Annotated in this window: 23 protein-coding genes; 14 read left to right on the top strand and 9 right to left on the bottom strand. The window is 68.2% G+C overall.

Annotated elements, in window-relative coordinates:
• Positions 1-113 precede the first annotated feature (113 nt).
• The 8 genes from ACZ50N_RS15165 to ACZ50N_RS15130 all read left to right on the top strand — a co-directional run bounded on the left by ACZ50N_RS15165 (position 114) and on the right by ACZ50N_RS15130 (position 7,137).
• A complete protein-coding gene (locus ACZ50N_RS15165) occupies positions 114-791 on the top strand; it encodes an HAD family hydrolase (RefSeq protein ID WP_046365501.1) in 678 nt (225 codons plus the stop codon).
• Positions 792-879: 88 nt separating this feature from the next.
• The gene (locus tag ACZ50N_RS15160; protein ID WP_046365502.1) at positions 880-2,352 is read left to right on the top strand and encodes a sugar porter family MFS transporter; all 1,473 of its coding nucleotides are present in this window, start codon (positions 880-882) and stop codon (positions 2,350-2,352) included.
• Between the two features lie 49 nt (positions 2,353-2,401).
• Positions 2,402-2,683, top strand: coding sequence for a phosphoribosyl-ATP diphosphatase (locus ACZ50N_RS15155; protein ID WP_464473193.1), 282 nt, complete (start codon positions 2,402-2,404; stop codon positions 2,681-2,683).
• A gap of 1 nt (position 2,684) precedes the next feature.
• Positions 2,685-3,530: an ATP phosphoribosyltransferase gene (hisG, locus tag ACZ50N_RS15150; RefSeq protein ID WP_046365504.1), complete on the top strand. Its 846-nt coding sequence runs from the start codon at positions 2,685-2,687 to the stop codon at positions 3,528-3,530.
• Positions 3,531-3,568: 38 nt separating this feature from the next.
• Positions 3,569-4,057 (top strand): DUF4126 family protein, encoded by a 489-nt coding sequence (locus ACZ50N_RS15145; RefSeq protein WP_464473192.1) that lies wholly within the window; start codon positions 3,569-3,571, stop codon positions 4,055-4,057.
• A complete protein-coding gene (locus tag ACZ50N_RS15140) occupies positions 4,054-5,421 on the top strand; it encodes an FAD-containing oxidoreductase (RefSeq protein ID WP_464473191.1) in 1,368 nt (455 codons plus the stop codon). Before ACZ50N_RS15145 ends, ACZ50N_RS15140 begins: the two co-directional genes overlap by 4 nt.
• A 68-nt stretch (positions 5,422-5,489) precedes the next feature.
• On the top strand, positions 5,490-6,206 hold the full coding sequence (locus ACZ50N_RS15135) for a TetR/AcrR family transcriptional regulator (RefSeq protein ID WP_237165544.1): 717 nt from the start codon (positions 5,490-5,492) through the stop codon (positions 6,204-6,206).
• The gene (locus ACZ50N_RS15130; RefSeq protein ID WP_048422668.1) at positions 6,199-7,137 is read left to right on the top strand and encodes a R2-like ligand-binding oxidase; all 939 of its coding nucleotides are present in this window, start codon (positions 6,199-6,201) and stop codon (positions 7,135-7,137) included. The genes ACZ50N_RS15135 and ACZ50N_RS15130 overlap by 8 nt, the downstream gene beginning before the upstream one ends.
• A 9-nt stretch (positions 7,138-7,146) precedes the next feature.
• Here the strand turns inward: ACZ50N_RS15130 and ACZ50N_RS15125 are convergent, their stop codons facing one another.
• Genes ACZ50N_RS15125 through ACZ50N_RS15115 form a run of 3 tightly spaced genes read right to left on the bottom strand, consistent with a single transcriptional unit; the run spans position 7,147 to position 9,303 of the window.
• Entirely contained in the window at positions 7,147-7,572 is a 426-nt protein-coding gene (locus ACZ50N_RS15125; RefSeq protein WP_048422669.1) for a pyridoxamine 5'-phosphate oxidase family protein, read from the bottom strand.
• Positions 7,573-7,618: 46 nt separating this feature from the next.
• Positions 7,619-8,416 carry a thioesterase family protein gene (locus tag ACZ50N_RS15120; RefSeq protein WP_048422670.1) on the bottom strand — a complete coding sequence of 266 codons (798 nt, stop codon included), beginning with the start codon at positions 8,414-8,416 and terminating at the stop codon, positions 7,619-7,621.
• Entirely contained in the window at positions 8,413-9,303 is an 891-nt protein-coding gene (locus tag ACZ50N_RS15115; protein ID WP_277242760.1) for a RecB family exonuclease, read from the bottom strand. The genes ACZ50N_RS15120 and ACZ50N_RS15115 overlap by 4 nt, the downstream gene beginning before the upstream one ends.
• An 84-nt stretch (positions 9,304-9,387) precedes the next feature.
• Here ACZ50N_RS15115 and ACZ50N_RS15110 point away from each other — a divergent pair, with 84 nt between their 5' ends.
• Entirely contained in the window at positions 9,388-10,227 is an 840-nt protein-coding gene (locus ACZ50N_RS15110; RefSeq protein WP_046365510.1) for a tRNA (adenine-N1)-methyltransferase, read from the top strand.
• A gap of 3 nt (positions 10,228-10,230) precedes the next feature.
• Here the strand turns inward: ACZ50N_RS15110 and ACZ50N_RS15105 are convergent, their stop codons facing one another.
• From ACZ50N_RS15105 to ACZ50N_RS15095, 3 genes are read right to left on the bottom strand one after another with little or no spacing between them, the layout of a single operon-like run.
• Complete coding sequence (locus ACZ50N_RS15105; RefSeq protein WP_046365511.1) at positions 10,231-10,527, bottom strand: DUF503 domain-containing protein; 297 nt, start codon at positions 10,525-10,527, stop codon at positions 10,231-10,233.
• A 2-nt stretch (positions 10,528-10,529) separates the two neighbouring features.
• Positions 10,530-11,093 (bottom strand): lipoprotein LppK, encoded by a 564-nt coding sequence (gene lppK / locus ACZ50N_RS15100; protein WP_464470731.1) that lies wholly within the window; start codon positions 11,091-11,093, stop codon positions 10,530-10,532.
• Between the two features lie 48 nt (positions 11,094-11,141).
• Positions 11,142-11,630 (bottom strand): MTB12 family secreted protein, encoded by a 489-nt coding sequence (locus tag ACZ50N_RS15095; protein WP_046365512.1) that lies wholly within the window; start codon positions 11,628-11,630, stop codon positions 11,142-11,144.
• 147 nt (positions 11,631-11,777) lie between these two features.
• On the opposite strand from ACZ50N_RS15095, the gene arc reads away from it, so the two are divergent.
• Positions 11,778-13,598, top strand: coding sequence for a proteasome ATPase (gene arc, locus ACZ50N_RS15090; RefSeq protein WP_046365517.1), 1,821 nt, complete (start codon positions 11,778-11,780; stop codon positions 13,596-13,598).
• Here the strand turns inward: arc and ACZ50N_RS15085 are convergent.
• The 3 genes from ACZ50N_RS15085 to ACZ50N_RS15075 are packed head-to-tail and all read right to left on the bottom strand — an operon-like array spanning position 13,595 to position 16,544.
• A complete protein-coding gene (locus ACZ50N_RS15085; RefSeq protein ID WP_464473190.1) occupies positions 13,595-14,206 on the bottom strand; it encodes a hypothetical protein in 612 nt (203 codons plus the stop codon). The genes arc and ACZ50N_RS15085 overlap by 4 nt on opposite strands.
• Positions 14,203-15,348 carry a hypothetical protein gene (locus tag ACZ50N_RS15080; protein WP_464475653.1) on the bottom strand — a complete coding sequence of 382 codons (1,146 nt, stop codon included), beginning with the start codon at positions 15,346-15,348 and terminating at the stop codon, positions 14,203-14,205. The genes ACZ50N_RS15085 and ACZ50N_RS15080 overlap by 4 nt, the downstream gene beginning before the upstream one ends.
• A 17-nt stretch (positions 15,349-15,365) precedes the next feature.
• A complete protein-coding gene (locus ACZ50N_RS15075) occupies positions 15,366-16,544 on the bottom strand; it encodes a hypothetical protein (protein ID WP_277242765.1) in 1,179 nt (392 codons plus the stop codon).
• A gap of 95 nt (positions 16,545-16,639) precedes the next feature.
• Here ACZ50N_RS15075 and dop point away from each other — a divergent pair, with 95 nt between their 5' ends.
• The 4 genes from dop (at position 16,640) to prcA (ending at position 20,123) form a co-directional block, all read left to right on the top strand.
• Positions 16,640-18,148 (top strand): depupylase/deamidase Dop, encoded by a 1,509-nt coding sequence (dop, locus tag ACZ50N_RS15070; protein WP_048422673.1) that lies wholly within the window; start codon positions 16,640-16,642, stop codon positions 18,146-18,148.
• A 114-nt stretch (positions 18,149-18,262) separates the two neighbouring features.
• The gene (locus ACZ50N_RS15065) at positions 18,263-18,457 is read left to right on the top strand and encodes a ubiquitin-like protein Pup (protein WP_046365221.1); all 195 of its coding nucleotides are present in this window, start codon (positions 18,263-18,265) and stop codon (positions 18,455-18,457) included.
• The gene (prcB, locus tag ACZ50N_RS15060) at positions 18,454-19,392 is read left to right on the top strand and encodes a proteasome subunit beta (protein ID WP_464473189.1); all 939 of its coding nucleotides are present in this window, start codon (positions 18,454-18,456) and stop codon (positions 19,390-19,392) included. Before ACZ50N_RS15065 ends, prcB begins: the two co-directional genes overlap by 4 nt.
• Positions 19,389-20,123 (top strand): proteasome subunit alpha, encoded by a 735-nt coding sequence (gene prcA, locus ACZ50N_RS15055; protein WP_111510284.1) that lies wholly within the window; start codon positions 19,389-19,391, stop codon positions 20,121-20,123. Before prcB ends, prcA begins: the two co-directional genes overlap by 4 nt.
• Positions 20,124-20,171: the final 48 nt, after the last annotated feature.

Genomic DNA, 20,171 nt, shown 5'->3' with positions numbered 1-20,171 from the left:
GGGACCCTGGAAAACCCGTAGTCCTCGCGCAGTGCTGGTGCTGCGATGTGATCGTCGCCTCGGTGGGGTTCGCAGATTGGCTCGTGGCCCCGCTCGCGTGACACAATTGCCGGGTGCAAGCGGTGCTGTGGGACATGGATGGCACGCTCGTCGACTCCGAAAAGCTCTGGGACGTCTCGCTGTCTGCGCTCTACGAATCGTTCGGCGGCGAGATGAGTCGCGAGACCCGGACCGCGCTCGTCGGTGCCTCGGCGCAGGAGACGATGGTCACGGTGTATGCCGAGCTCGGTCTCGACCCCGATCCGGACGCGATGGCGGATTCGATTCGCTGGCTGCACACCTACACCGGTGAGCTGTTCGATCGCGGTCTGCCGTGGTGCGACGGTGCCCGCGAGATGCTCGATTCACTTGCCGCCGCCGATGTTCCGATGGCTCTGGTGACCAACACGCAACGTGCACTGACCGAACGGGCGCTCAACAGCATTGGGCGGGACTATTTTTCGGTGACCGTGTGCGCTGACGAGGTCGCCAGTGGCAAGCCCGAGCCCGATCCGTATCTGCGCGCGGCCGAGTTGCTCGGCCTGCACCCCGCCACATGCCTCGCTGTAGAAGATTCGGTGACCGGTGCGGCAGCCGCGGAGAAGGCCGGCTGCGCAGTGTTGGTGGTACCCAACGACGTCCCCGTCCCCGGCGGGATCCGGCGCCGCCATGCCGATTCGCTGGCGGGGCTCGGCGCGGTGGATCTGCGCCGCATCCACTCCGAGATCGATCGCGAGCTGCACAGCGCATAAACCCCCGCACTTGTGGGAATGCCCCCGACCGTCGGTCACGAGTGATTGAATGTGACGGGTATCACGCGAGGGTGCGGAAGGGTGTCTGATGGCCGGTCAAGGTGGTCCAGTCGGGGAAGGCCCCGAGATTTTCGCCGAGGGTGAGGACTTCTCCTCGGGCAAGACCGCGATCCGCATCGCGTCGGTCGCTGCGCTGGGCGGATTGCTGTTCGGCTACGACAGTGCGGTCATCAACGGGGCGGTCGACTCCATTCAGGAAGACTTCGGCATCGGTAACGCCGAGCTGGGCTTCGCGGTGGCCTCGGCGCTGCTCGGTGCGGCCGCGGGAGCCATGACAGCCGGCCGGATCGCCGACAAGATCGGCCGCATCGCGGTGATGAAGATCGCCGCGGTGCTGTTCCTGATCAGCGCCTTCGGTACCGGCTTCGCGCACGAGGTGTGGACGGTGGTGCTGTTCCGGATCGTCGGCGGCATCGGCGTCGGAGTCGCCTCGGTGATCGCGCCGGCCTACATCGCCGAGACGTCACCGCCCGGCATCCGCGGCCGGCTCGGCTCGCTGCAGCAGCTGGCCATCGTGTCGGGCATCTTCGCCTCGTTCGCGATCAACTACCTGCTGCAGTGGCTGGCCGGCGGACCCAACGAGCCGCTCTGGCTGGGCCTGGATGCGTGGCGGTGGATGTTCCTGGCGATGGCGGTGCCCGCGGTGCTCTACGGCGCGCTTGCGTTCACCATTCCCGAATCACCGCGCTATCTCGTTGCCACGCACAAAATCCCGGAGGCACGCCGGGTGCTGACCCGGCTGCTGGGCCAGAAGAACCTCGAGATCACCATCAGCCGGATCCAGGAGACGCTGGAACGCGAGGACAAGCCGTCGTGGCGGGACATGAAGAAGCCGACCGGCGGGATCTACGGCATCGTCTGGGTGGGCCTGGGGCTGTCGATCTTCCAGCAGTTCGTCGGCATCAACGTGATCTTCTACTACAGCAACGTGCTGTGGCAGGCCGTCGGGTTCAGCGCCGACGACTCCGCGATCTTCACCGTGATCACGTCGGTGATCAACGTGCTGACCACGCTGATCGCGATCGCGCTGATCGACAAGATCGGCCGCAAGCCGCTGCTGCTGATCGGGTCGACGGGCATGGCGGTCACGCTGGTCACGATGGCTGTGATCTTCGGTCAGGCGACGCTCAACGCCGACGGCACTCCCAGCCTGCCCGGCGCATCCGGGACGATCGCACTGATCGCGGCCAACCTGTTCGTCGTCGCGTTCGGCATGTCCTGGGGCCCGGTGGTGTGGGTGCTGCTCGGCGAGATGTTCCCCAACCGCATCCGCGCCGCCGCGCTGGGTCTGGCCGCTGCCGGTCAGTGGGCGGCCAACTGGCTGATCACCGTCACCTTCCCCGGCCTGCGGGAGCACCTCGGCCTGGCCTACGGCTTCTACGGCCTGTGCGCGGTGCTGTCGGGTCTGTTCGTCTGGCGCTGGGTGATGGAGACCAAGGGCGTGTCGCTGGAGGACATGCACGGCGAGATCCTGCAGCAGGACAAGACCGCCGCCGGGTAGGGGCTTGGCACTGCTCGGGACCGGCCGATCGCGGCTTTTCCCGCGCGACATGACAGAATCGGCCAACGTGAAGACCTTCGACGCCCTGTTCGCCGAGCTCAGCGAGCGGGCCCTTACGCGGCCCACAGGCAGCGGCACCGTCGCCGCGCTGGACGGCGGGGTGCACGGTATCGGCAAGAAGATCCTCGAGGAAGCCGGCGAGGTGTGGCTGGCCGCCGAACACGAGAGCGACGAGTCGCTGGCCGAGGAGATCAGCCAGCTCCTCTACTGGACGCAGGTGCTGATGCTCTCGCGCGGTCTCACCCTCGCCGACGTGTACGGGAAGCTGTGACATGCTGCGCGTCGCCGTCCCCAACAAGGGTGCGCTGAGCGAATCAGCCTCGGAGATCCTGTCCGAGGCCGGCTATCGCCGCCGCACCGATCCCAAAGACCTCACCGTCGTCGACCCGGCCAACAACGTCGAGTTCTTCTTCCTGCGGCCCAAGGACATCGCGATCTACGTGGGTTCGGGGCAGCTCGACCTCGGTATCACCGGACGTGATCTGGCCGCCGATGCGGACGCCCCGGTGCAGGAGCGCCTCGCGCTCGGCTTCGGCGCGTCCACCTTCCGCTACGCCGCGCCCGCCGGCCGTGACTGGCAGGTGTCCGACCTGGCGGGTAAGCGCATCGCGACCGCCTATCCGAATCTGGTCCGAAAAGATCTGGCCGACAAGGGGATCGAAGCGACCGTCATCCGGCTCGACGGTGCCGTGGAGATCTCCATCCAGCTCGGGGTGGCCGATGTCATCGCCGACATCGTCGGATCGGGCCGGACCCTCGGGCTGCACAACCTGGTGGCCTTCGGCGAATCGCTCTGCGATTCCGAGGCGATCCTGATCGAGCGTGCCGATTCGGCCCCGAACCCGGCGCGCGATCAGTTGGCCGCGCGGGTGCAGGGTGTGGTGTTCGGCCAGCAGTACCTGATGCTCGACTACGACTGCCCCCGTACGGTTCTCGAACGCGCCACCGAAGTCACCCCCGGCCTCGAATCGCCGACCATCGCACCGCTGGCCGATCCCGCCTGGGTCGCGGTCCGGGCGCTGGTGCCGCGCCGCGACGTCAACGCGATCATGGACGAGCTCGCCGCCATCGGCGCCAAGGCGATCCTGGCATCGGACATCCGGTTCTGTCGCTTCTAGCGTGTTAGCGTCGCGGTGTCCAACCACGGAGGTCTCCGATGACGCAGGTCGTTGTGCTCGTGCTCGCACTGTTGATCGGGGTGGTCGCGGGGTTGCGCGCCATGACCGCCCCCGCCGTCGTCGCCTGGGGGGCGATGCTCGGCTGGATCGACATCGACGGCAAATGGTCGGACTGGATGGCCCGCCCGATCACGGTCACGCTGTTGACGGTCCTGCTGGTGGTCGAACTGATCACCGATCAGCTCCCGAAGACGCCGAGCCGAAAAGTGCCGCCGCAGTTCATCGCTCGCATCCTCACCGGCGGCTTCGCCGGCGCGGTCATCGGTAGCGCCTCGTTCCACACCTTCATCGGGACCGGGGCCGGCATGATCGGCGCCGTGCTCGGCACCCTCGCCGGCGCCGAGCTCCGCAGCCGGGTCGCCGCGGCCCGCGGCGGCAATGACCGTCCCGGCGCATTCGGTGAGGACGCTCTCGCTGTCGTCGGCGGTGTCGTGGTCGCCTTCCTCGTGAGCCTGGTCGCGGCATGACGCAGAAGTTCGACGCGATCATCGTCGGCGCCGGACAGGCTGGTCCGCCGTTGGCCGGCCGGCTCACCGCCGCGGGCCAGAAGGTCGCCGTCATCGAGCGCAAACACGTCGGCGGAACCTGCGTGAACACCGGGTGCATTCCGACCAAAACGCTCGTCGCCAGCGCGCATGCCGCCCACATCGCCCGACGCAGCGCCGACTTCGGCATCGGCACCGGGGACGTCACCGTCGACATGGCCGCGGTCAAGGCTCGCAAGGATCGGATCAGCCTCGGCGATCGGGAGGGCGTCGAATCCTGGCTGGACGGCATGGACGGTGCCACGCTGATCCGCGGTCACGCCCGTTTCGAGGATCCGCACACCCTGCGCGTCGGCGACCAGGTGCTCGAAGCCGACCGCATCTTCCTCAACGTCGGCGGCCGCGCGGTCGCCCCGGACATGCCCGGGCTGGCCGACGTCGACTACCTGACCAACGTCGGCATCCTCGAACTCGACGTGGTGCCCGAGCATCTGGTGATCATCGGCGGCAGCTACATCGCACTCGAATTCGCCCAGATGTACCGGCGTTTCGGCGCCGAGGTGACCGTCATCGAGAAGGGTCCACGGCTGACCTCCCGGGAGGACGAGGACGTCTCCGCAGCCATCCGGGAGATCCTCGAAGGCGAGGGCATCCAGGTCGTCACCGGAGCCGATGGCATCTCATTCGCCAAGGACAACGGTTTCACGGTCACGCCTGGCGCCGACGCCGATCCGATCGCAGGGTCACACCTGCTGGTCGCCGTCGGGCGCCGACCCAACACCGACGATCTCGGACTCGACGCCGCCGGCGTGGAGACCGACAAACGCGGCTACATCACCGTCGACGACCAGTTGCGCACCAACGTCGCCCACATCTGGGCGATGGGGGACTGCAACGGCCGCGGTGCGTTCACCCACACGTCGTACAACGATTTCGAGATCGTCGCCGCCAACCTCCTCGACGACGACCCGCGCCGGGTCAGCGACCGGGTGCCCACCTACGCGCTCTACATCGATCCGCCGCTGGGTCGCGCCGGCATGACCGTCGACGAGGTGCGTCGTTCGGGACGCAAGGCCCTGGTCGGCAAGCGACCGATGACGCGGGTCGGGCGCGCGGTGGAAAAGGGGGAGACGCAGGGCTTCATGACGGTGGTCGTCGACGCCGAGACCGAACACATCCTCGGCGCGGCGATCCTCGGCGTCGGCGGCGACGAGGTGATCCACGACATCCTCGACGTGATGACCGCCAAGCTGCCCTACACCGCGATCTCGCGCACCATGCACATCCACCCGACGGTCAGCGAACTGCTGCCGACGTTGCTGCAGGAGCTGACCCCGCTGGAGTGAGAGCCCCCTTGACTGTGGCTTGAGTCACAGTAATATGACCAGTGGTCATATCAAGCCTGGGAGGCGCGATGCCCACGGTCACCTGGTCCCGTCTCGGCGGTGAACGCCGGGCCGCGGTGGTGGCCGCCGCGGAGGCCGAGTTCGCCGCGCACGGCTTCTCCGGCGGCAGCCTCAACGTCATCGCACGCCGTGCGGGCGTGGCCAAAGGCAGCCTCTTCCAGTACTTCGCCGACAAGCGCGACCTGTACGCCCACATCACCGACGTCGGCAGCCAACGCGTGCGGACGTACATGGAAGACCAGATCCGCGAACTGGATCCGGCGCGGCCGTTCTTCACCTTCCTCACCGATCTGCTCGACGTGTGGGTGGCCTACTTCGCCGAACATCCCCGCGAGCGGGCGCTGCACGCCGCGGCCAGCTTCGAGGTCGACACCGATGCGCGGGTCAGTATCCGCGCGGTCGTGCATCGGCATTACCTGGAGGTACTGCGGCCGCTCGTGCACAACGCTCGCGAGCGCGGCGACCTGCGTCCCGACGCCGACATCGATGCGCTGCTGTCGCTGCTGCTCATGCTGCTACCGCACCTCGCGCTCGCGCCCTATGTGCGCGGCATGGACCCGCTGCTCGGCCTCGACGAACTCTCGCCGGACCAGCCGGCGCTGGTCGTCCGCCGCTACGTCGCGGTGCTCGGCTCCGCTTTTGGTGTCACCCGCACCGCTTGTGGATCCCCCACACATCAGCCCCCGCCCATCGCAACGCACGAAGGAGTGACTGCACATGAATAGGACACGATCGGATTCGCTGGCCGCCGGCGGCCTCAACTGGGACAGCTTGCCGCTCAAGCTGTTTGCCGGGGGCAACGCGAAATTCTGGAACCCCGCCGACATCGACTTCTCCCGCGACCGCGCCGACTGGGAGGCGCTGACCGACCTGGAGCGCGAATGGGCCACGCGGCTGTGCGCCCAGTTCATCGCCGGCGAGGAGGCGGTCACCCAGGACATCCAGCCGTTCATGGCCGCGATGCGCGCCGAGGGCCGCCTCGGCGACGAGATGTATCTGACCCAGTTCGCGTTCGAAGAGGCCAAGCACACGCAGGTGTTCCGGCTCTGGCTCGACGCCGTCGGGGTCACCGACGACATGCAGGTCTTCCTCGACGATCTGCCGACCTACCGCACGATCTTCTACGAGGAGCTGCCCGCCTCGCTCGACGCGTTGGTCAGCGACCCGTCGCCGGCCGCACAGGTACGTGCGTCGGTGACGTACAACCACGTCATCGAGGGCATGATGGCGCTGACCGGATACTATGCGTGGCACCGTATTTGCGTCGACAACAACATTTTGCCGGGCATGCAGGAGCTGGTGCGCAGGATCGGCGACGACGAGCGGCGGCACATGGCCTGGGGCACGTTCACCTGCCGGCGCCACGTCGCGGCCGACGACAGCAACTGGGCGGTGTTCGAGAGCCGGATGAACGAGCTCATTCCCTTGGCACTGAAGAACACCGACGACGCGTATGACCTCTACGACGAGATCCCCTTCGGCTTGGAGAAGGACGAGTTCCAGGCCTACGCCGCCGACAAGGGGATGCGCCGGTTCGGCACGATCAGCAGCGCACGCGGCCGTCCGCTGGGTGAGATCGACGTCGACTACTCACCGCTGCAGCTCGAGGACACCTTCGCCGACGAGGACGCCAGGGCGCTCGCCACCTCCGCCTGAACGGTCTGCCTACAGCTCGTCGGAGAAGTCCGCGGTGATCCAGCGGTCGGGCCGCACGAGGAAGATCACGCTGTGGCTGTCCTCCATGGCTGCCACGAACGCGCGCCCGCCCTCGTCGCCGAGGTAGCGGATCGCGATGGTCTCCGCGATGTCCCGCGGCGCCGGGTCGAGGGTGTCGACCACGCTGCCCTCGACGGTGACGTACTGGTACGGCGGCTCCTCGCGCTGCACCACCAGGCTGAGCGCGCCGGCCTCGCGGATCAGCCGCGCCTTACGTGACGATGATCCCGTGTTGATGCGGATGAGTCCGTCGACGTAGTCGTACCAGATCGGGACGCTGGCCGGCGGCCGACCATCCGAGGTGGCCACCGACAGCACGCCGACGTGCAGATCGGTGAGGAACTTCTGCCGCTCTTCGTCCGAGAAAGCCTTCATGGTCAGCCCCAACAGTGCCGCAGATCACTGTTATTCCCGGGTGGCGTCAGGATTGTCGCTGCACGAGAAGCGTCTGCGCCGACGTACCGATGAACCCGCTGCGATCGAAGATCTCGGCGGTGGTGACCCCGATGCCGTCGCGGCCGATCGAGGCCCGCGCGCGCAGGCCGAAATCCTGTCCGACAGGAAGTCGATGCAGGTGCACGACGGTGTCGGTGTTCATGAACACGAACTGCGCGGGGTCGAGGACCGCGCCGGTGCCATTGGCGCAGTCCACCACCATCGCGAGCCGTTGCAGCGCCGTGGTCGGCTCCGAATCCACCAGCGGCACAAGCGGAGTCAGCCACGCTTCGAAGGCCGCGTCAGGCGAGGTCCGTTGCCGGCGCCACTCGACTGTCTCCAGATAGCCGGTGGCGCCCTCCCACGCGTGGGTCGCGCCCGCCGTCTCGCCCTCGAGCATCGGTGGGTGGCGGTCCTGCGCGGCGTCCGCTGTCTCACTCGTCGCGAGCAGCCAGGCGGTCAATCGCGCGACGGTCCGGGAGCTGCCGTCGGGGCGGTCGACCACCATCTCGGCGACCAGCAACGCGATGCGGGCGCCCGGGCGATCGACCCACGCTCGCACCTTCACCGTCGCCACCGGGATCGCGCCGAGGATGTCCAAGCTCAGGCGTCCGACCCGCATCCCGGTGTCCTCGGCCAAGCGCTCGATTGCTCTGGTGAGCAGCGCCAGCGGTGGCGAGCCGTGCTGGATCTGCGGGCCCCAGTTGCTGCGGGTGCCGTCGGTGGACTCGAACACGTCGAACCCACCGTCGACGCCCCGGGACCGGAAGAGGCAGTCGATCACGCTGCGGCTCCGGGGGCGCGCAGCACCGCATCGGGATCGCCGTCATCGGGAGCGTCGGCCGGGACCTGCGGCCAACCGGGATACGGCGGCGGGGTGCCGCCGAACGCCGGGCAGAACGACTGGTAGGCGCACCAGTTGCACAGCCGCGACGGATTCGGCCGGAAATCGCCTGTGACGCCGGCAGATTGGATCGCCGTCCAGATGGCCATCAGCGTCTTCTCGAACCGCAGCAATTCGTCGAGATCGGGGCTGTAGTCGAGCAGCTGGCCGTCGGCCAGATAGATCAACCGCAGCCGCGTCGGCTGTACCCCGCGGGACCGCAGCAGCGCCACCGCATAGAACTTCATCTGGAACATCGCCTTGAACTCGGCCAGCGCGCGAGCCGCCGGCGGCGCCTTGCCGGTCTTGTAGTCGACGACGCGCATCTCCCCGGTGGGCGCGACGTCGATGCGATCGATGAAGCCGCGCAGCAGCGTCCCGTCGGCCAGCTCCACCTCGACGCGCTGTTCACATGCCTGCGGATCGAACCGGGTCGGGTCCTCGAGCCGGTAGTAGCCCGCCAGCAGCGTCCTGGCCTCCTCGAGCAGAACGGACCGCATCTCGGGATCGATGTCGTCGGCCAGCGCCGGCTTGTCGGCGAGCACGCGCTCCCATGCCGGGGACGCCAGTGCGAGCGCCGTCTCCGGGACCCGCTCGGCGGCAGGCAGCAGGTACAGCTGCTCCAGCGCGGCATGTACCAGGGACCCACGCACCTGTGCGGTCGACGACGGCTCGGGCAGACGGTCGATCGCACGGAACCGGTACAGCAGCGGGCACTGCTTGAAATCGCTGGCCCGCGACGGGGACAGCGCCGGCCGGCGTATCTCCCGCTCAGGCTGCCCGTCCACGGTGCCCACCCTAGAACCGGCCGCCGACAGATCGGGGCAACCCGGCCGTAGCCGGCGCCGCCGGTGCTGGCAGGCTGATCAGCTGTGCCTGGACAGAAGCGGACCGGTCCGTTCGACGTGGGTGACCGCGTGCAGCTCACCGACGCCAAGGGCAGGCGCTACACGATGGTGCTCAAGCCGGGCGGCGAGTTCCACACCCACCGCGGCATCATCTCGCTCGATCAGGTGATCGGACAGCCCGAGGGCAGCGTGATCAAGTCCACCAACGGCGACCAGTTCCTGGTGTTGCGGCCGCTGCTCGTCGACTACGTGATGTCGATGCCGCGCGGAGCGCAGGTGGTCTATCCGAAGGATGCCGCGCAGATCGTGCACGAGGGCGACATCTTCCCCGGCGCACGCGTGCTCGAGGCGGGCGCCGGATCGGGTGCGCTGACGTGTTCGCTGTTGCGTGCCGTCGGCCCCGAGGGCCGCGTCACCTCCTACGAGGTGCGCGAGGACCACGCCGAGCACGCGCTGCGCAACGTGACCACGTTCTTCGGTGCTGCGCCGGACAATTGGGAGCTCGTCACCGCGGATCTGGTCGACTACGCCGGGCCGGAGGTGGACCGGGTGGTGCTGGACATGCTCGCGCCGTGGGAGGTGCTCGGCCGCGTCGCCGAGGTGCTCGTCGCGGGCGGTGTGCTGATGATCTACGTCGCCACCGTCACGCAGCTGTCCAAGACGGTCGAGGCGCTGCGCGAGCAGCAGTGCTGGACCGAACCGCGCGCCTGGGAGAGCATGCAGCGCGGGTGGCATGTCGTGGGTCTCGCGGTGCGGCCCGAGCACACGATGCGCGGCCACACCGCGTTCCTGATCAGTGCGCGCAAACTCGCACCCGGCGCGATCGCGCCGATCCCGCTGCGTAAGAAGCGCCCGACCGTCTGACGTTCAGTCGTCGTCGCTGCGGCGCAGGTCCCGCCGGACCGCGAGCAACTCCATCTCCGGACGCGCCGCGACCAGACGTTCCGCCGCGTCGAGAACCGACACCACGTGGGCGCGGTCACCGGATACGACGGCGATCCCGACGCCGGCCCGCCGGTACAGATCCTGGGCTCCGGTCTCGGCGGCCGACACCGAGAAACGACGGGCCAACTCGGCGACCAGCGGCCGCACCACCGAGCGCTTCTCCTTGAGCGAATGCACGTCCCCGAGAAGGAGGTCGAACTCCAACCAGCCGATCCACATGCTCAGCGTGGCGGAGCGGGCGGGGGTGGGGGAGGCGCGGCTGGTGCGGCCGGCGGTGCGTCCAGCGCCAGCAGCTGGTCGGCGGTCTGACGCGTCAGCTGCCACGAGCCGGCCTCCGGCGCGAACTGCATGGGATAGGTGAACTGGGAGCCCGGCGGGTTCGCCAGCGTGATCGTCACGGTCGCGACGACATCGCCGTCGCCGTTCTGCGTCCATCCCAGGTCGCGCGCGTCGAACGTCAACGGCAGTGCGCCGTTGTCGCGCAGCGCTGCGGCGAAGCGGTCCAGGGCGGCAGCCTCGCTCGGGGTGCCGTTTTCGATCAGCGAGATCTTCTGATCCCCGGGGACGGCAGGATCGGAGAGGCGAGACAGAACGTCGGTCAGCGCGGAGGGCTGGGGCAGCGGCGGACCGCCCGGCGCGGGCGGCGCAGGCGCGGGGATGCCCACCGACGGAGTGGGCGACGTCTCGATGGTCGTCGCGGCCGGAGGGGCCGGTGCCGGCGCGCACCCACCCAACGCGAACGCCGCCACAATCGTGGCGGCGCCGCGGTGAAGAGGGTGACGCACCGGCGTCATCGATCGGTAAGGATCAACGCTCGAGCTGATCTGGAGGGATCAGCCGAGCATTCCGGCGAGGGTGAACAGCGAGGACTGCGAGAGCTGCCAGCCGGTCGGGCTCGGGCCCTGCACAAAGCTCAGCGGCATCGTCCGGCTCTCGCCGGTCGGCAGCGTCGCGGTGACGTTCGCCGTCGCGACATTGCCGTTGACATCGACGTCGGCGACGGTCGCGGTCAGCGGCAGATAGCCCTTCTGCACCGCGCTGTTGTATTTCGCGGAGACGCCGATTCCACCGATGCGGCCCAGGTCCTGCACGTACGCCTGCTTGCCGGAGAACGAGCCACCCGAACCGAGGACGTTGACGGTCTGCTGCAGCGGACCGGCGAGCTCGGGCGCCGGCGCCAGCGGCGCATTGACCACGACCGGGTCGGCGGCGGCCACGCCGGCGCCCACTGCAATCGAGGTCACACCCACGGCCGCGGCGCCCGCGAGGGCAGCTGCTGCGGTCCCAGCGGTCACGCTGGTAAAGAGGGATTTGAGGGTCACGACGGTCCTTCCGTTCGGACGAACTGATGTACAGAGGCTAACAGTGTTGCTGGTGTGTCGAATTCCTAGAGCACACACAATGGCTGAATCGCCGGTAGCGTTGAAGTTGTTACCGCACCAACTGCAGGTGTGGGGAAGGAGCTCAGCATGAGTGAGTCCGAGCGTTCCGGAACATCCCCCGAAAGAAGGCTGTCCGCCGAGGACGCTGCCGAGTTGGAGCAGCTCCGTCGGGAAGCCGCCATCCTGCGCGAACAACTCGACGGTGCGGTGGGTCCGCAGAGCGGCGCGCGCGCCGCCCGCGACGTCCACCAACTGGAGGCGCGCATCGATTCGCTGGCGGCCCGCAACGCCAAGCTGATGGACACGCTGAAAGAGGCTCGCCAACAGTTGCTGGCGCTGCGTGAGGAGGTCGACCGGCTCGGTCAGCCGCCCAGCGGCTACGGCGTCCTGCTGGGGGTCCAGGACGACGACACCGTCGACGTGTTCACCTCCGGTCGCAAGATGCGCCTCACCTGCTCACCGAACATCGACACCAAGGTGCTCAAGAAGGGCCAGACGGTCCGCTTGAACGAGGCACTGACCGTTGTCGAGGCCGGCCATTACGAATCGGTCGGAGAGATCAGCACGCTGCGTGAAATCCTGTCCGACGGCCACCGTGCCCTCGTCGTCGGCCACGCCGACGAGGAGCGCATCGTGTGGCTGGCCGAGCCGCTCGTCGCGGCCGAGCACCTGCCCGAGGTCGAGGATCCGAGCCTCGGCGACGATCAGCCGCGCAAGCTCCGTCCCGGCGATTCGCTGTTGGTCGACACCAAGGCCGGCTACGCCTTCGAGCGCATCCCCAAGGCCGAGGTCGAGGACCTTGTCCTCGAGGAGGTGCCCGATGTCAGCTACCTGGACATCGGTGGCCTGACCCGCCAGATCGAGCAGATCCGCGACGCTGTCGAGCTGCCGTTCCTGCACAAGGACCTGTACCGCGAGTACGCGCTGCGGCCGCCCAAGGGTGTGCTGCTCTACGGGCCTCCCGGGTGCGGTAAGACGCTGATCGCCAAGGCGGTGGCCAACTCGCTGGCCAAGAAGATGGCCGAGCTCCGCGGCGAGGACTCTCGCGAGGCGAAGTCCTACTTCCTCAACATCAAGGGCCCCGAGCTGTTGAACAAGTTCGTCGGTGAAACCGAGCGGCACATCCGCCTGATCTTCCAGCGGGCCCGCGAGAAGGCGTCCGAGGGCACGCCGGTGATCGTGTTCTTCGACGAGATGGACTCGATCTTCCGCACCCGCGGGACCGGCGTGAGCTCCGACGTGGAGACCACGGTGGTGCCCCAGCTGCTCAGCGAGATCGACGGTGTCGAAGGCCTGGAGAACGTCATCGTGATCGGCGCCTCCAACCGCGAGGACATGATCGACCCGGCGATCCTGCGGCCCGGCCGCCTGGACGTCAAGATCAAGATCGAGCGGCCGGATGCCGAGGCGGCGCAGGACATCTTCAGCAAGTACCTCACCGAGCATCTTCCGATCCATGCCGACGATCTCTCGGAGTTCAGCGGCGATCGCCGGCTGACCATCAAGGCGATGATCGAGAAGGTCGTCGAGCGGATGTACGCCGAGATCGACGACAACCGCTTCCTGGAGGTGACCTACGCCAACGGGGACAAAGAAGTCATGTACTTCAAGGACTTCAACTCCGGGGCGATGATCCAGAACGTCGTCGACCGGGCGAAGAAGAACGCGATCAAGTCCGTGCTGGAAACCGGTCAGCCGGGTCTGCGCATCCAGCACCTGCTGGACTCGATCGTCGACGAATTCGCCGAGAACGAGGACCTGCCCAACACCACCAATCCCGATGACTGGGCCCGTATCTCGGGCAAGAAGGGCGAGCGGATCGTCTACATCCGCACGCTGGTCACCGGAAAGTCGTCGAGCGCGAGCAGGGCGATCGACACCGAGAGCAACCTCGGGCAGTACCTCTAACTCGACACCAGCGAGTAGCTGTTGGTCAGGCCGTCCTGGAGCACCTGGGCGGCCTGACTGCTCGTGTCCACGCGCAGGTCGGTCTCGAGCGTGCGGGTCCGGAAGCTCCAGCCGTCCGGAAGCGTCAGCCGCTCCGCGAGCCCCGGCAGGTCGTCGTAACTCAGTTCAGGGTCGACGATCTGGCTCCACGTCTGCATCACCCATGCCCTGCCGTCGGCGTCGACGAGTTCGAACACCGGTGCGCCGGCGTCGAACACGAACACCGCGTTGCGCGCCACCGTGTTGGGCACGTACGGGGCCGGATTCATCGACGACAGCGTGACGGTGGCCTGGCGGTACATGTCCAGCCCGCCGAAGGTGACGATCTCGCGCTCGGTGCCCATGTCCTTCTCGATGGCGTCCATCAGCCAGTAGCGCGGACCGTTCAGCAGGGCCGCCAGCGCACCGTGCTCGGTGGCCAGCGCCTGGGCGTCGAGCCGGGTCCACAGCTCGGGCGGGCAGTCGTTGAGCGGGTAGGTGTTGTAGACGGTCGCCGTGGGGCCGTCCGCTCCGGCGCTGACCAGCAGCACCTCGCCGTAGCGCCCACCCCGCAGCCCGGTGTTCTTCATCGGATCGGCTCCTCTCGGTGCATCGCCAGATAGGTGTCGCGGCCGGCCAGGCTGACCGCGACGTCGGAGATCAATGGTTCGAAGAAGCGCTCACGGTAGAGCGGGTCGACGCTGGTGCTGACGGTGAAGTACAGACCGGAGAGCACGGCTACGAACAGCGACATGTGCACGACGGTCTGCGGTACGGGCACGTGGACGCCGAACCATGTGCCGTCGCAGGGCGGCACTCCGACGGGGCAACTCTGTTCACCCGACCACAGCACGAGCACGTCCGGGGGCACGGCGACGAAGCCCAGGGCGATGAAGAACAGGAACAGTCCGGTGGTGAACAGCACCACCTGGATGGCCTGGGCGACCACCATGACGGCGACGACGTTGACCCGTTCGGGCCGTGAGAGCGGTGTCGGTGTGCCGGGCGCGAGCCTCGCCAGAGGGGTCTCGGCGAGCAGTGCCCCGGGGTCCGACTGCCGGGTCCTGTCCTGCCGCAGCGCGCCGACCTCGTCGCGGATGGTGGCCACCATGAAGGCCAGCCCCACCGCGGCCAGGAATCCTATTGTCTGCCAGAGCCTTTCGCGGGTCACCCGGGCTGACAGCTGCCAGAGTTCGCCGGTGAAGTACACCACCACGGTGAGCATCAGCAGCGGCAGCGCCCGACTCAGCAGCGTGCCGAGCGCGCCGACCTGCTCCCAGGCGAAACGAAAGGCCCACAGCGCGATCGAGCCCAGGCCGATGTAGGTCAGCCAGATCGTCACTACGGTCACCGTCAGGAACACCGGCATCTCTGCGAGTGCTGCAGCCGAGAGGCCGGACACCGCGAACGGCATCACCAGGACGAAGATCCCCATCACGGCCAGCGCCGTGGTCCGGCGACCCAGTCGCGCTGCGGTGGTGGATCTGCGATGCAGCACCTCGAGGGCGACCGGCGCCGCCGCCAGCACGGCGGTGATGCCGGCCAGTCGCAGCAGAACCACCACCTGCGGATCGCCTCCGGTCCATTCGGCCAGCAGCAGGACAGCCGCCGTCAGCGCGCCGACCCCCGCCACCGCCGGCGCCGCTCGGGCCATCAGGGCCCGCGACCGTACCCGCCGGGTCAGCACCAGGGGCAGCCCCCGGTGCAGGAACCATTCGTGGACCTGCCGCATGTCGACAGCCGGTGCGCTCACCGGGATTCGCCCTGCGCCGTCGTCGCGGTCACCGTCGCGGTGCGGTAGCGGTCGCGCGCCACCAGGGTGAGCAGCAGGTCCTCGAGCGACGGGTCGACGAACTGGCGGCGGTACTCCTTGTCGGTGACCGCCCGCGCCGCCAGGTACATGAACGTCAGCGCGGTCAGGAACATCGCGAGCTGGATCAGAGCGTCGGGGATCGGCAGGGTCATCCCGAGCAGCTCGCCGTCACCCCGGCTGCCGCGGGTCAGCGCGGCGAGCAACTCGGGGCTGATCAGGATCAGCCCGAGAACGACGAACAGCCCACCCGTCACCACGGCCACCGTCAACACCTGGATGATTTGCGAGAGAGCGAGAACGACGACGACATTCGTTCGTTCTGGCCGCGACAGCGGCTTCCGCCGGGGCCGGTCCGGCATCGACTCGAACGGGGTGCCGACCAGCATCTGGGCATGCTCGGGCCGCTTTGCCTCCGGCGTCAGGATGGGACGCGCCAGGCCGAGCGTGCTCGACACCAGGAACGACGCGGCGATGGCGAACAGGAACAGCATGCCGAGCCACAACCGGCCCCGGCTGATCGTCGACGCCATGGTCCACACCGGGCCGTTGAAGAACACGAGCACGGTCAACAGCATCACCGGCAGCGCCCGCAGCAGCAGGCTGCCCACGGATGCGAGGTTGCGCAGCGTCACGCTCGCAGCCCAACCCAGCACCGACCCCAGTCCCGTCGCGGTGGCCAGCAGGATCCCCACGATCACGGCGCCTTCGACCACGACGTCGACGAGAATCCGCGCGCTCGGCCCGCCGAACACCGCGGCCAGGCCCGCCACGGCCACCGAGGCCGCCGACACCGCTTCCCGCCGCCGGCGATGCGCGATCCGCGACACCACCCGGCCCACCGTGACGGCCGCCGGCGCCACCAGCACCACGATCACGAGGACGAACCACTCGGTGCGGGTCGGGGTGCCGTCGATGTCGATCGTGTGCTTACCCGTCACCGCGACGATCACGATCGAGAACGCCATACTCACCGCGAACGCGGCCAGCGCCGGCGCCGACCGGGACCACACCCCGCGCACCAGCGTGCCGGGCCGCAGCACCGCGGGCAGACCGCGGCGCAGGAACCACTGTTCTGCAGCCGAGCGCAGGTCGGAGTCGCCGGAACGGGTGATCATGATCGCCCTCATCTCACCACGCCGCCCAGCTCACCGACGGTATTCCGCACCGGGGCGCTGTGAGCCGTTCTGGGCGCACCTCTACGCTGGACGGCATGCAACGGATCATCGGAACGGAGGTCGAGTACGGCATCTCCTCGCCGTCCGATCCGACCGCGAATCCGATCTTGACGTCCACCCAGGCCGTGCTGGCCTACGCCGCGGCGGCCGGTCTGCAACGGGCCAAGCGCACGCGCTGGGACTACGAGGTCGAATCCCCGCTGCGGGATGCCCGGGGCTTCGACCTGAGCCGCTCGTCGGGGCCGCCACCCATCGTCGACGCCGACGAGGTCGGTGCCGCGAACATGATCTTGACCAACGGGGCCCGCCTCTACGTCGACCACGCCCACCCCGAGTACTCCGCGCCCGAAGTCACCGACCCGATGGATGCGGTCATCTGGGACAAGGCAGGTGAGCGGGTCATGGAGGCCGCGGCCCGCCACGTGGCGAGCGTGCCCGGCGCGGCCAAGCTGCAGCTCTACAAGAACAACGTCGACGGCAAGGGCGCGTCGTACGGCACGCACGAGAACTACCTGATGAGCCGCCACACGCCGTTCTCGGCGGTCATCGCCGGCCTGACGCCGTTCCTGGTGTCGCGGCAGGTGTTCACCGGTAGCGGCCGCGTCGGGATCGGCCCGTCGGGGGACGAGCCGGGCTTCCAGCTGTCGCAGCGATCGGACTACATCGAGGTCGAGGTCGGCCTGGAGACGACGCTCAAGCGCGGCATCATCAACACCCGCGACGAACCGCATGCCGACGCCGACAAGTACCGCCGGCTGCACGTCATCATCGGCGACGCGAATCTGGCCGAGACGTCGACCTACCTGAAGGTCGGCACCACCGCGCTCGTCCTCGACCTGATCGAGGAGGGGCCCCAACTCGGCCTCGAGCTGTCCGACCTCGCGCTGGCTCGCCCCGTGCACGCGGTGCACGTGGTGTCGCGCGATCCGTCGCTTCGCGCCACCGTCGCGCTGGCCGACGGGCGTGAACTGACCGGCCTTGCGCTGCAGCGGATCTACCTCGACCGGGTGGCCAAGCTCGTGGACAGTCGGGATCCCGATCCGCGCGCCGACCACGTCCTCGAGACGTGGGCGCACGTACTGGATCTGCTCGAGCGGGACCCGATGGAGTGCGCCGACCTGCTCGACTGGCCGGCCAAGCTGCGTCTGCTCGAGGGTTTCCGCCAGCGGGAGAACCTGAGCTGGAACGCGCCGCGGCTGCACCTGGTGGACCTGCAGTACTCCGATGTGCGGCTGGACAAAGGGCTCTACAACCGGCTGGTGGCCCGCGGCTCGATGCAGCGGCTGGTCACCGAGCAACAGGTGCTCGACGCCGTGGACAATCCGCCCACCGACACCCGGGCGTACTTCCGCGGGGAATGCCTGCGCCGCTTCGGTGCCGACATCGCGGCCGCCAGCTGGGATTCGGTGATCTTCGATCTCGGCGGTGACTCGCTGGTGCGCATCCCCACCCTCGAGCCGCTGCGGGGTAGCAAATCCCATGTCGGTGCGCTGCTGGACTCGGTGGACAGCGCGGTCGAGCTGGTCGAACAACTCACGACCTGATCGGGCTATCCCCGGCAATCGGACGGCTGACCGGTAGTGTGGGGGAACGGCGAGCTGGGACATCTCGACATATCGCGGTGTCACCACTCGGAGTGAGAGACGCAGGAGGCAGCGATGGCGCAGGAGCAGACCAAGCGCGGCGGCGGAGGCGGCGAGGACGACGATCTCACCGGCAGCACGGCGGCCGGCCAAGAGCGCCGCGAGAAGCTGACCGAGGAGACCGACGATCTGCTCGACGAGATCGACGACGTCCTGGAAGAGAACGCAGAAGACTTCGTGCGTGCGTACGTGCAGAAGGGTGGACAGTGACCTGGCCGCATCGCGATCAGACCTCTGCCAACCCGGTACCGGGAGCCTTTGACGCCCTACCCGCAGGGCTGTCGCATGGCGGCGTGAACCCGTCGTCGTTCTCCGACTTCCTGCGTCATCAGGCTCCGCATCTGCTGCCGGGCGCCGGAGGCTCAGGTCTTCAGGTACCGGCGGCAGTGCCGACCGTCTTGCCGACCGACGCGGTGCCGCACGGCACCACGATCGTCGCGCTGAAGTTCCCCGGCGGTGTGCTGATGGCCGGAGACCGGCGCGCGACCCAGGGCAACATGATCGCCAGCCGGGACGTGCAGAAGGTGTACATCACCGACGACTACACGGTCACCGGCATCGCCGGTACCGCGGCGATCGCGGTCGAATTCGCCCGCCTCTACGCCGTCGAGCTCGAGCATTACGAGAAACTCGAGGGTGTCCCACTGACCTTCCCGGGCAAGGTGAACCGTCTCGCCACGATGGTGCGGGGCAACCTGGGGGCCGCGCTGCAGGGCTTCATCGCGCTGCCGCTGCTGGCCGGTTACGACCTCGATGATCCGAATCCCGACGCCGCGGGCCGCATCGTGTCGTTCGACGCGGCAGGTGGCCACAATCTCGAGGAAGAGGGCTACCAGTCCGTCGGCTCGGGTTCGATCTTCGCCAAGTCGTCGATGAAGAAGCTCTACTCCCGGGTACGTGACGCCGATTCGGCGCTGCGGGTCGCGATCGAGGCGCTCTACGACGCGGCCGACGACGATTCCGCCACCGGTGGTCCGGATCTGGTGCGCGGCATCTATCCGACCGCCGTCGTCATCACCGCCGACGGCGCGGTCGAGGTGACCGAGCAGCAGATCGCCGGGCTGGCCCGCGAGATCATCGACAACCGTTCGCGGACCGACACTTTCGGCCCCGACGCTGAGCCTGTCCGGGGTGACGAGCTGTGAGTTTCCCGTATTTCATCTCGCCCGAGCAGGCGATGCGCGAGCGTTCCGAGCTCGCTCGCAAGGGAATCGCCCGCGGTCGGAGTGTCATCGCGCTGGCCTATGCCGACGGCGTGCTGTTCGTCGCCGAGAACCCGTCGCGCTCACTGCAGAAGGTGAGCGAGCTCTACGACCGCGTCGGCTTCGCCGCCGTCGGCCGCTTCAACGAGTTCAACAACCTGCGCAGCGGCGGGATCCGGTTCGCCGACACGCAGGGCTACGCGTACTCCCGCCGTGACGTGACGGGACGCCAGCTGGCCAACGTGTACGCCCAGACCCTCGGCACCATCTTCACCGAGCAGGCCAAGCCGTACGAGGTGGAGCTGTGCGTGGCCGAGGTGGCCCACTACGGCGAGACCAAACCGCCCGAGCTGTACCGGATCACCTACGACGGGTCGATCGCCGACGAACCGCACTTCGTGGTGATGGGCGGGACGACCGAGCCGATCTCGACGGCGCTGACCGACTCGTATTCGGAGAACCTGAGTCTCGGCGAGGCGGTGTCTGTCGCCGTGACCGCGCTCGGCGCGGGCGGAAACGGCAGCGAGCCGCGCGTGTTGGGCCCAGGCACCCTGGAGGTCGCGGTGCTCGACGCCAACCGGCCGCGGCGCGCGTTCCGGCGCATCACCGGCACCGCGCTCGAGGCGTTGCTGCCTGCCTCGGACACACCGGCTGCCGACACCGCCGAAAGCTGAACTCCTACCCGTTCTCCGCGCACGTGGTGCCCTGACTGGGTAGTGTCC

It is taken from the genome of Mycolicibacterium obuense (genome assembly GCF_055397605.1).
This window is presented reverse-complemented; position numbering and strand designations above follow the sequence as displayed.

Bases quoted from the DNA above. Each gene is read 5' to 3' on its own strand.
- ACZ50N_RS15160 (WP_046365502.1), top strand. From the start codon at position 880: ATGGCCGGTCAAGGTGGTCCAGTCGGGGAAGGCCCCGAGATTTTCGCC.
- ACZ50N_RS15155 (WP_464473193.1), top strand. From the start codon at position 2,402: ATGACAGAATCGGCCAACGTGAAGACCTTCGACGCCCTGTTCGCCGAG.
- hisG (WP_046365504.1), top strand. From the start codon at position 2,685: ATGCTGCGCGTCGCCGTCCCCAACAAGGGTGCGCTGAGCGAATCAGCC.
- ACZ50N_RS15145 (WP_464473192.1), top strand. From the start codon at position 3,569: ATGACGCAGGTCGTTGTGCTCGTGCTCGCACTGTTGATCGGGGTGGTC.
- ACZ50N_RS15140 (WP_464473191.1), top strand. From the start codon at position 4,054: ATGACGCAGAAGTTCGACGCGATCATCGTCGGCGCCGGACAGGCTGGT.
- ACZ50N_RS15135 (WP_237165544.1), top strand. From the start codon at position 5,490: ATGCCCACGGTCACCTGGTCCCGTCTCGGCGGTGAACGCCGGGCCGCG.
- ACZ50N_RS15130 (WP_048422668.1), top strand. From the start codon at position 6,199: ATGAATAGGACACGATCGGATTCGCTGGCCGCCGGCGGCCTCAACTGG.
- ACZ50N_RS15125 (WP_048422669.1), bottom strand. From the start codon at position 7,572: ATGAAGGCTTTCTCGGACGAAGAGCGGCAGAAGTTCCTCACCGATCTG.
- ACZ50N_RS15105 (WP_046365511.1), bottom strand. From the start codon at position 10,527: ATGTGGATCGGCTGGTTGGAGTTCGACCTCCTTCTCGGGGACGTGCAT.
- arc (WP_046365517.1), top strand. From the start codon at position 11,778: ATGAGTGAGTCCGAGCGTTCCGGAACATCCCCCGAAAGAAGGCTGTCC.
- ACZ50N_RS15085 (WP_464473190.1), bottom strand. From the start codon at position 14,206: ATGAAGAACACCGGGCTGCGGGGTGGGCGCTACGGCGAGGTGCTGCTG.
- ACZ50N_RS15080 (WP_464475653.1), bottom strand. From the start codon at position 15,348: ATGCGGCAGGTCCACGAATGGTTCCTGCACCGGGGGCTGCCCCTGGTG.
- ACZ50N_RS15075 (WP_277242765.1), bottom strand. From the start codon at position 16,544: ATGATCACCCGTTCCGGCGACTCCGACCTGCGCTCGGCTGCAGAACAG.
- dop (WP_048422673.1), top strand. From the start codon at position 16,640: ATGCAACGGATCATCGGAACGGAGGTCGAGTACGGCATCTCCTCGCCG.
- ACZ50N_RS15065 (WP_046365221.1), top strand. From the start codon at position 18,263: ATGGCGCAGGAGCAGACCAAGCGCGGCGGCGGAGGCGGCGAGGACGAC.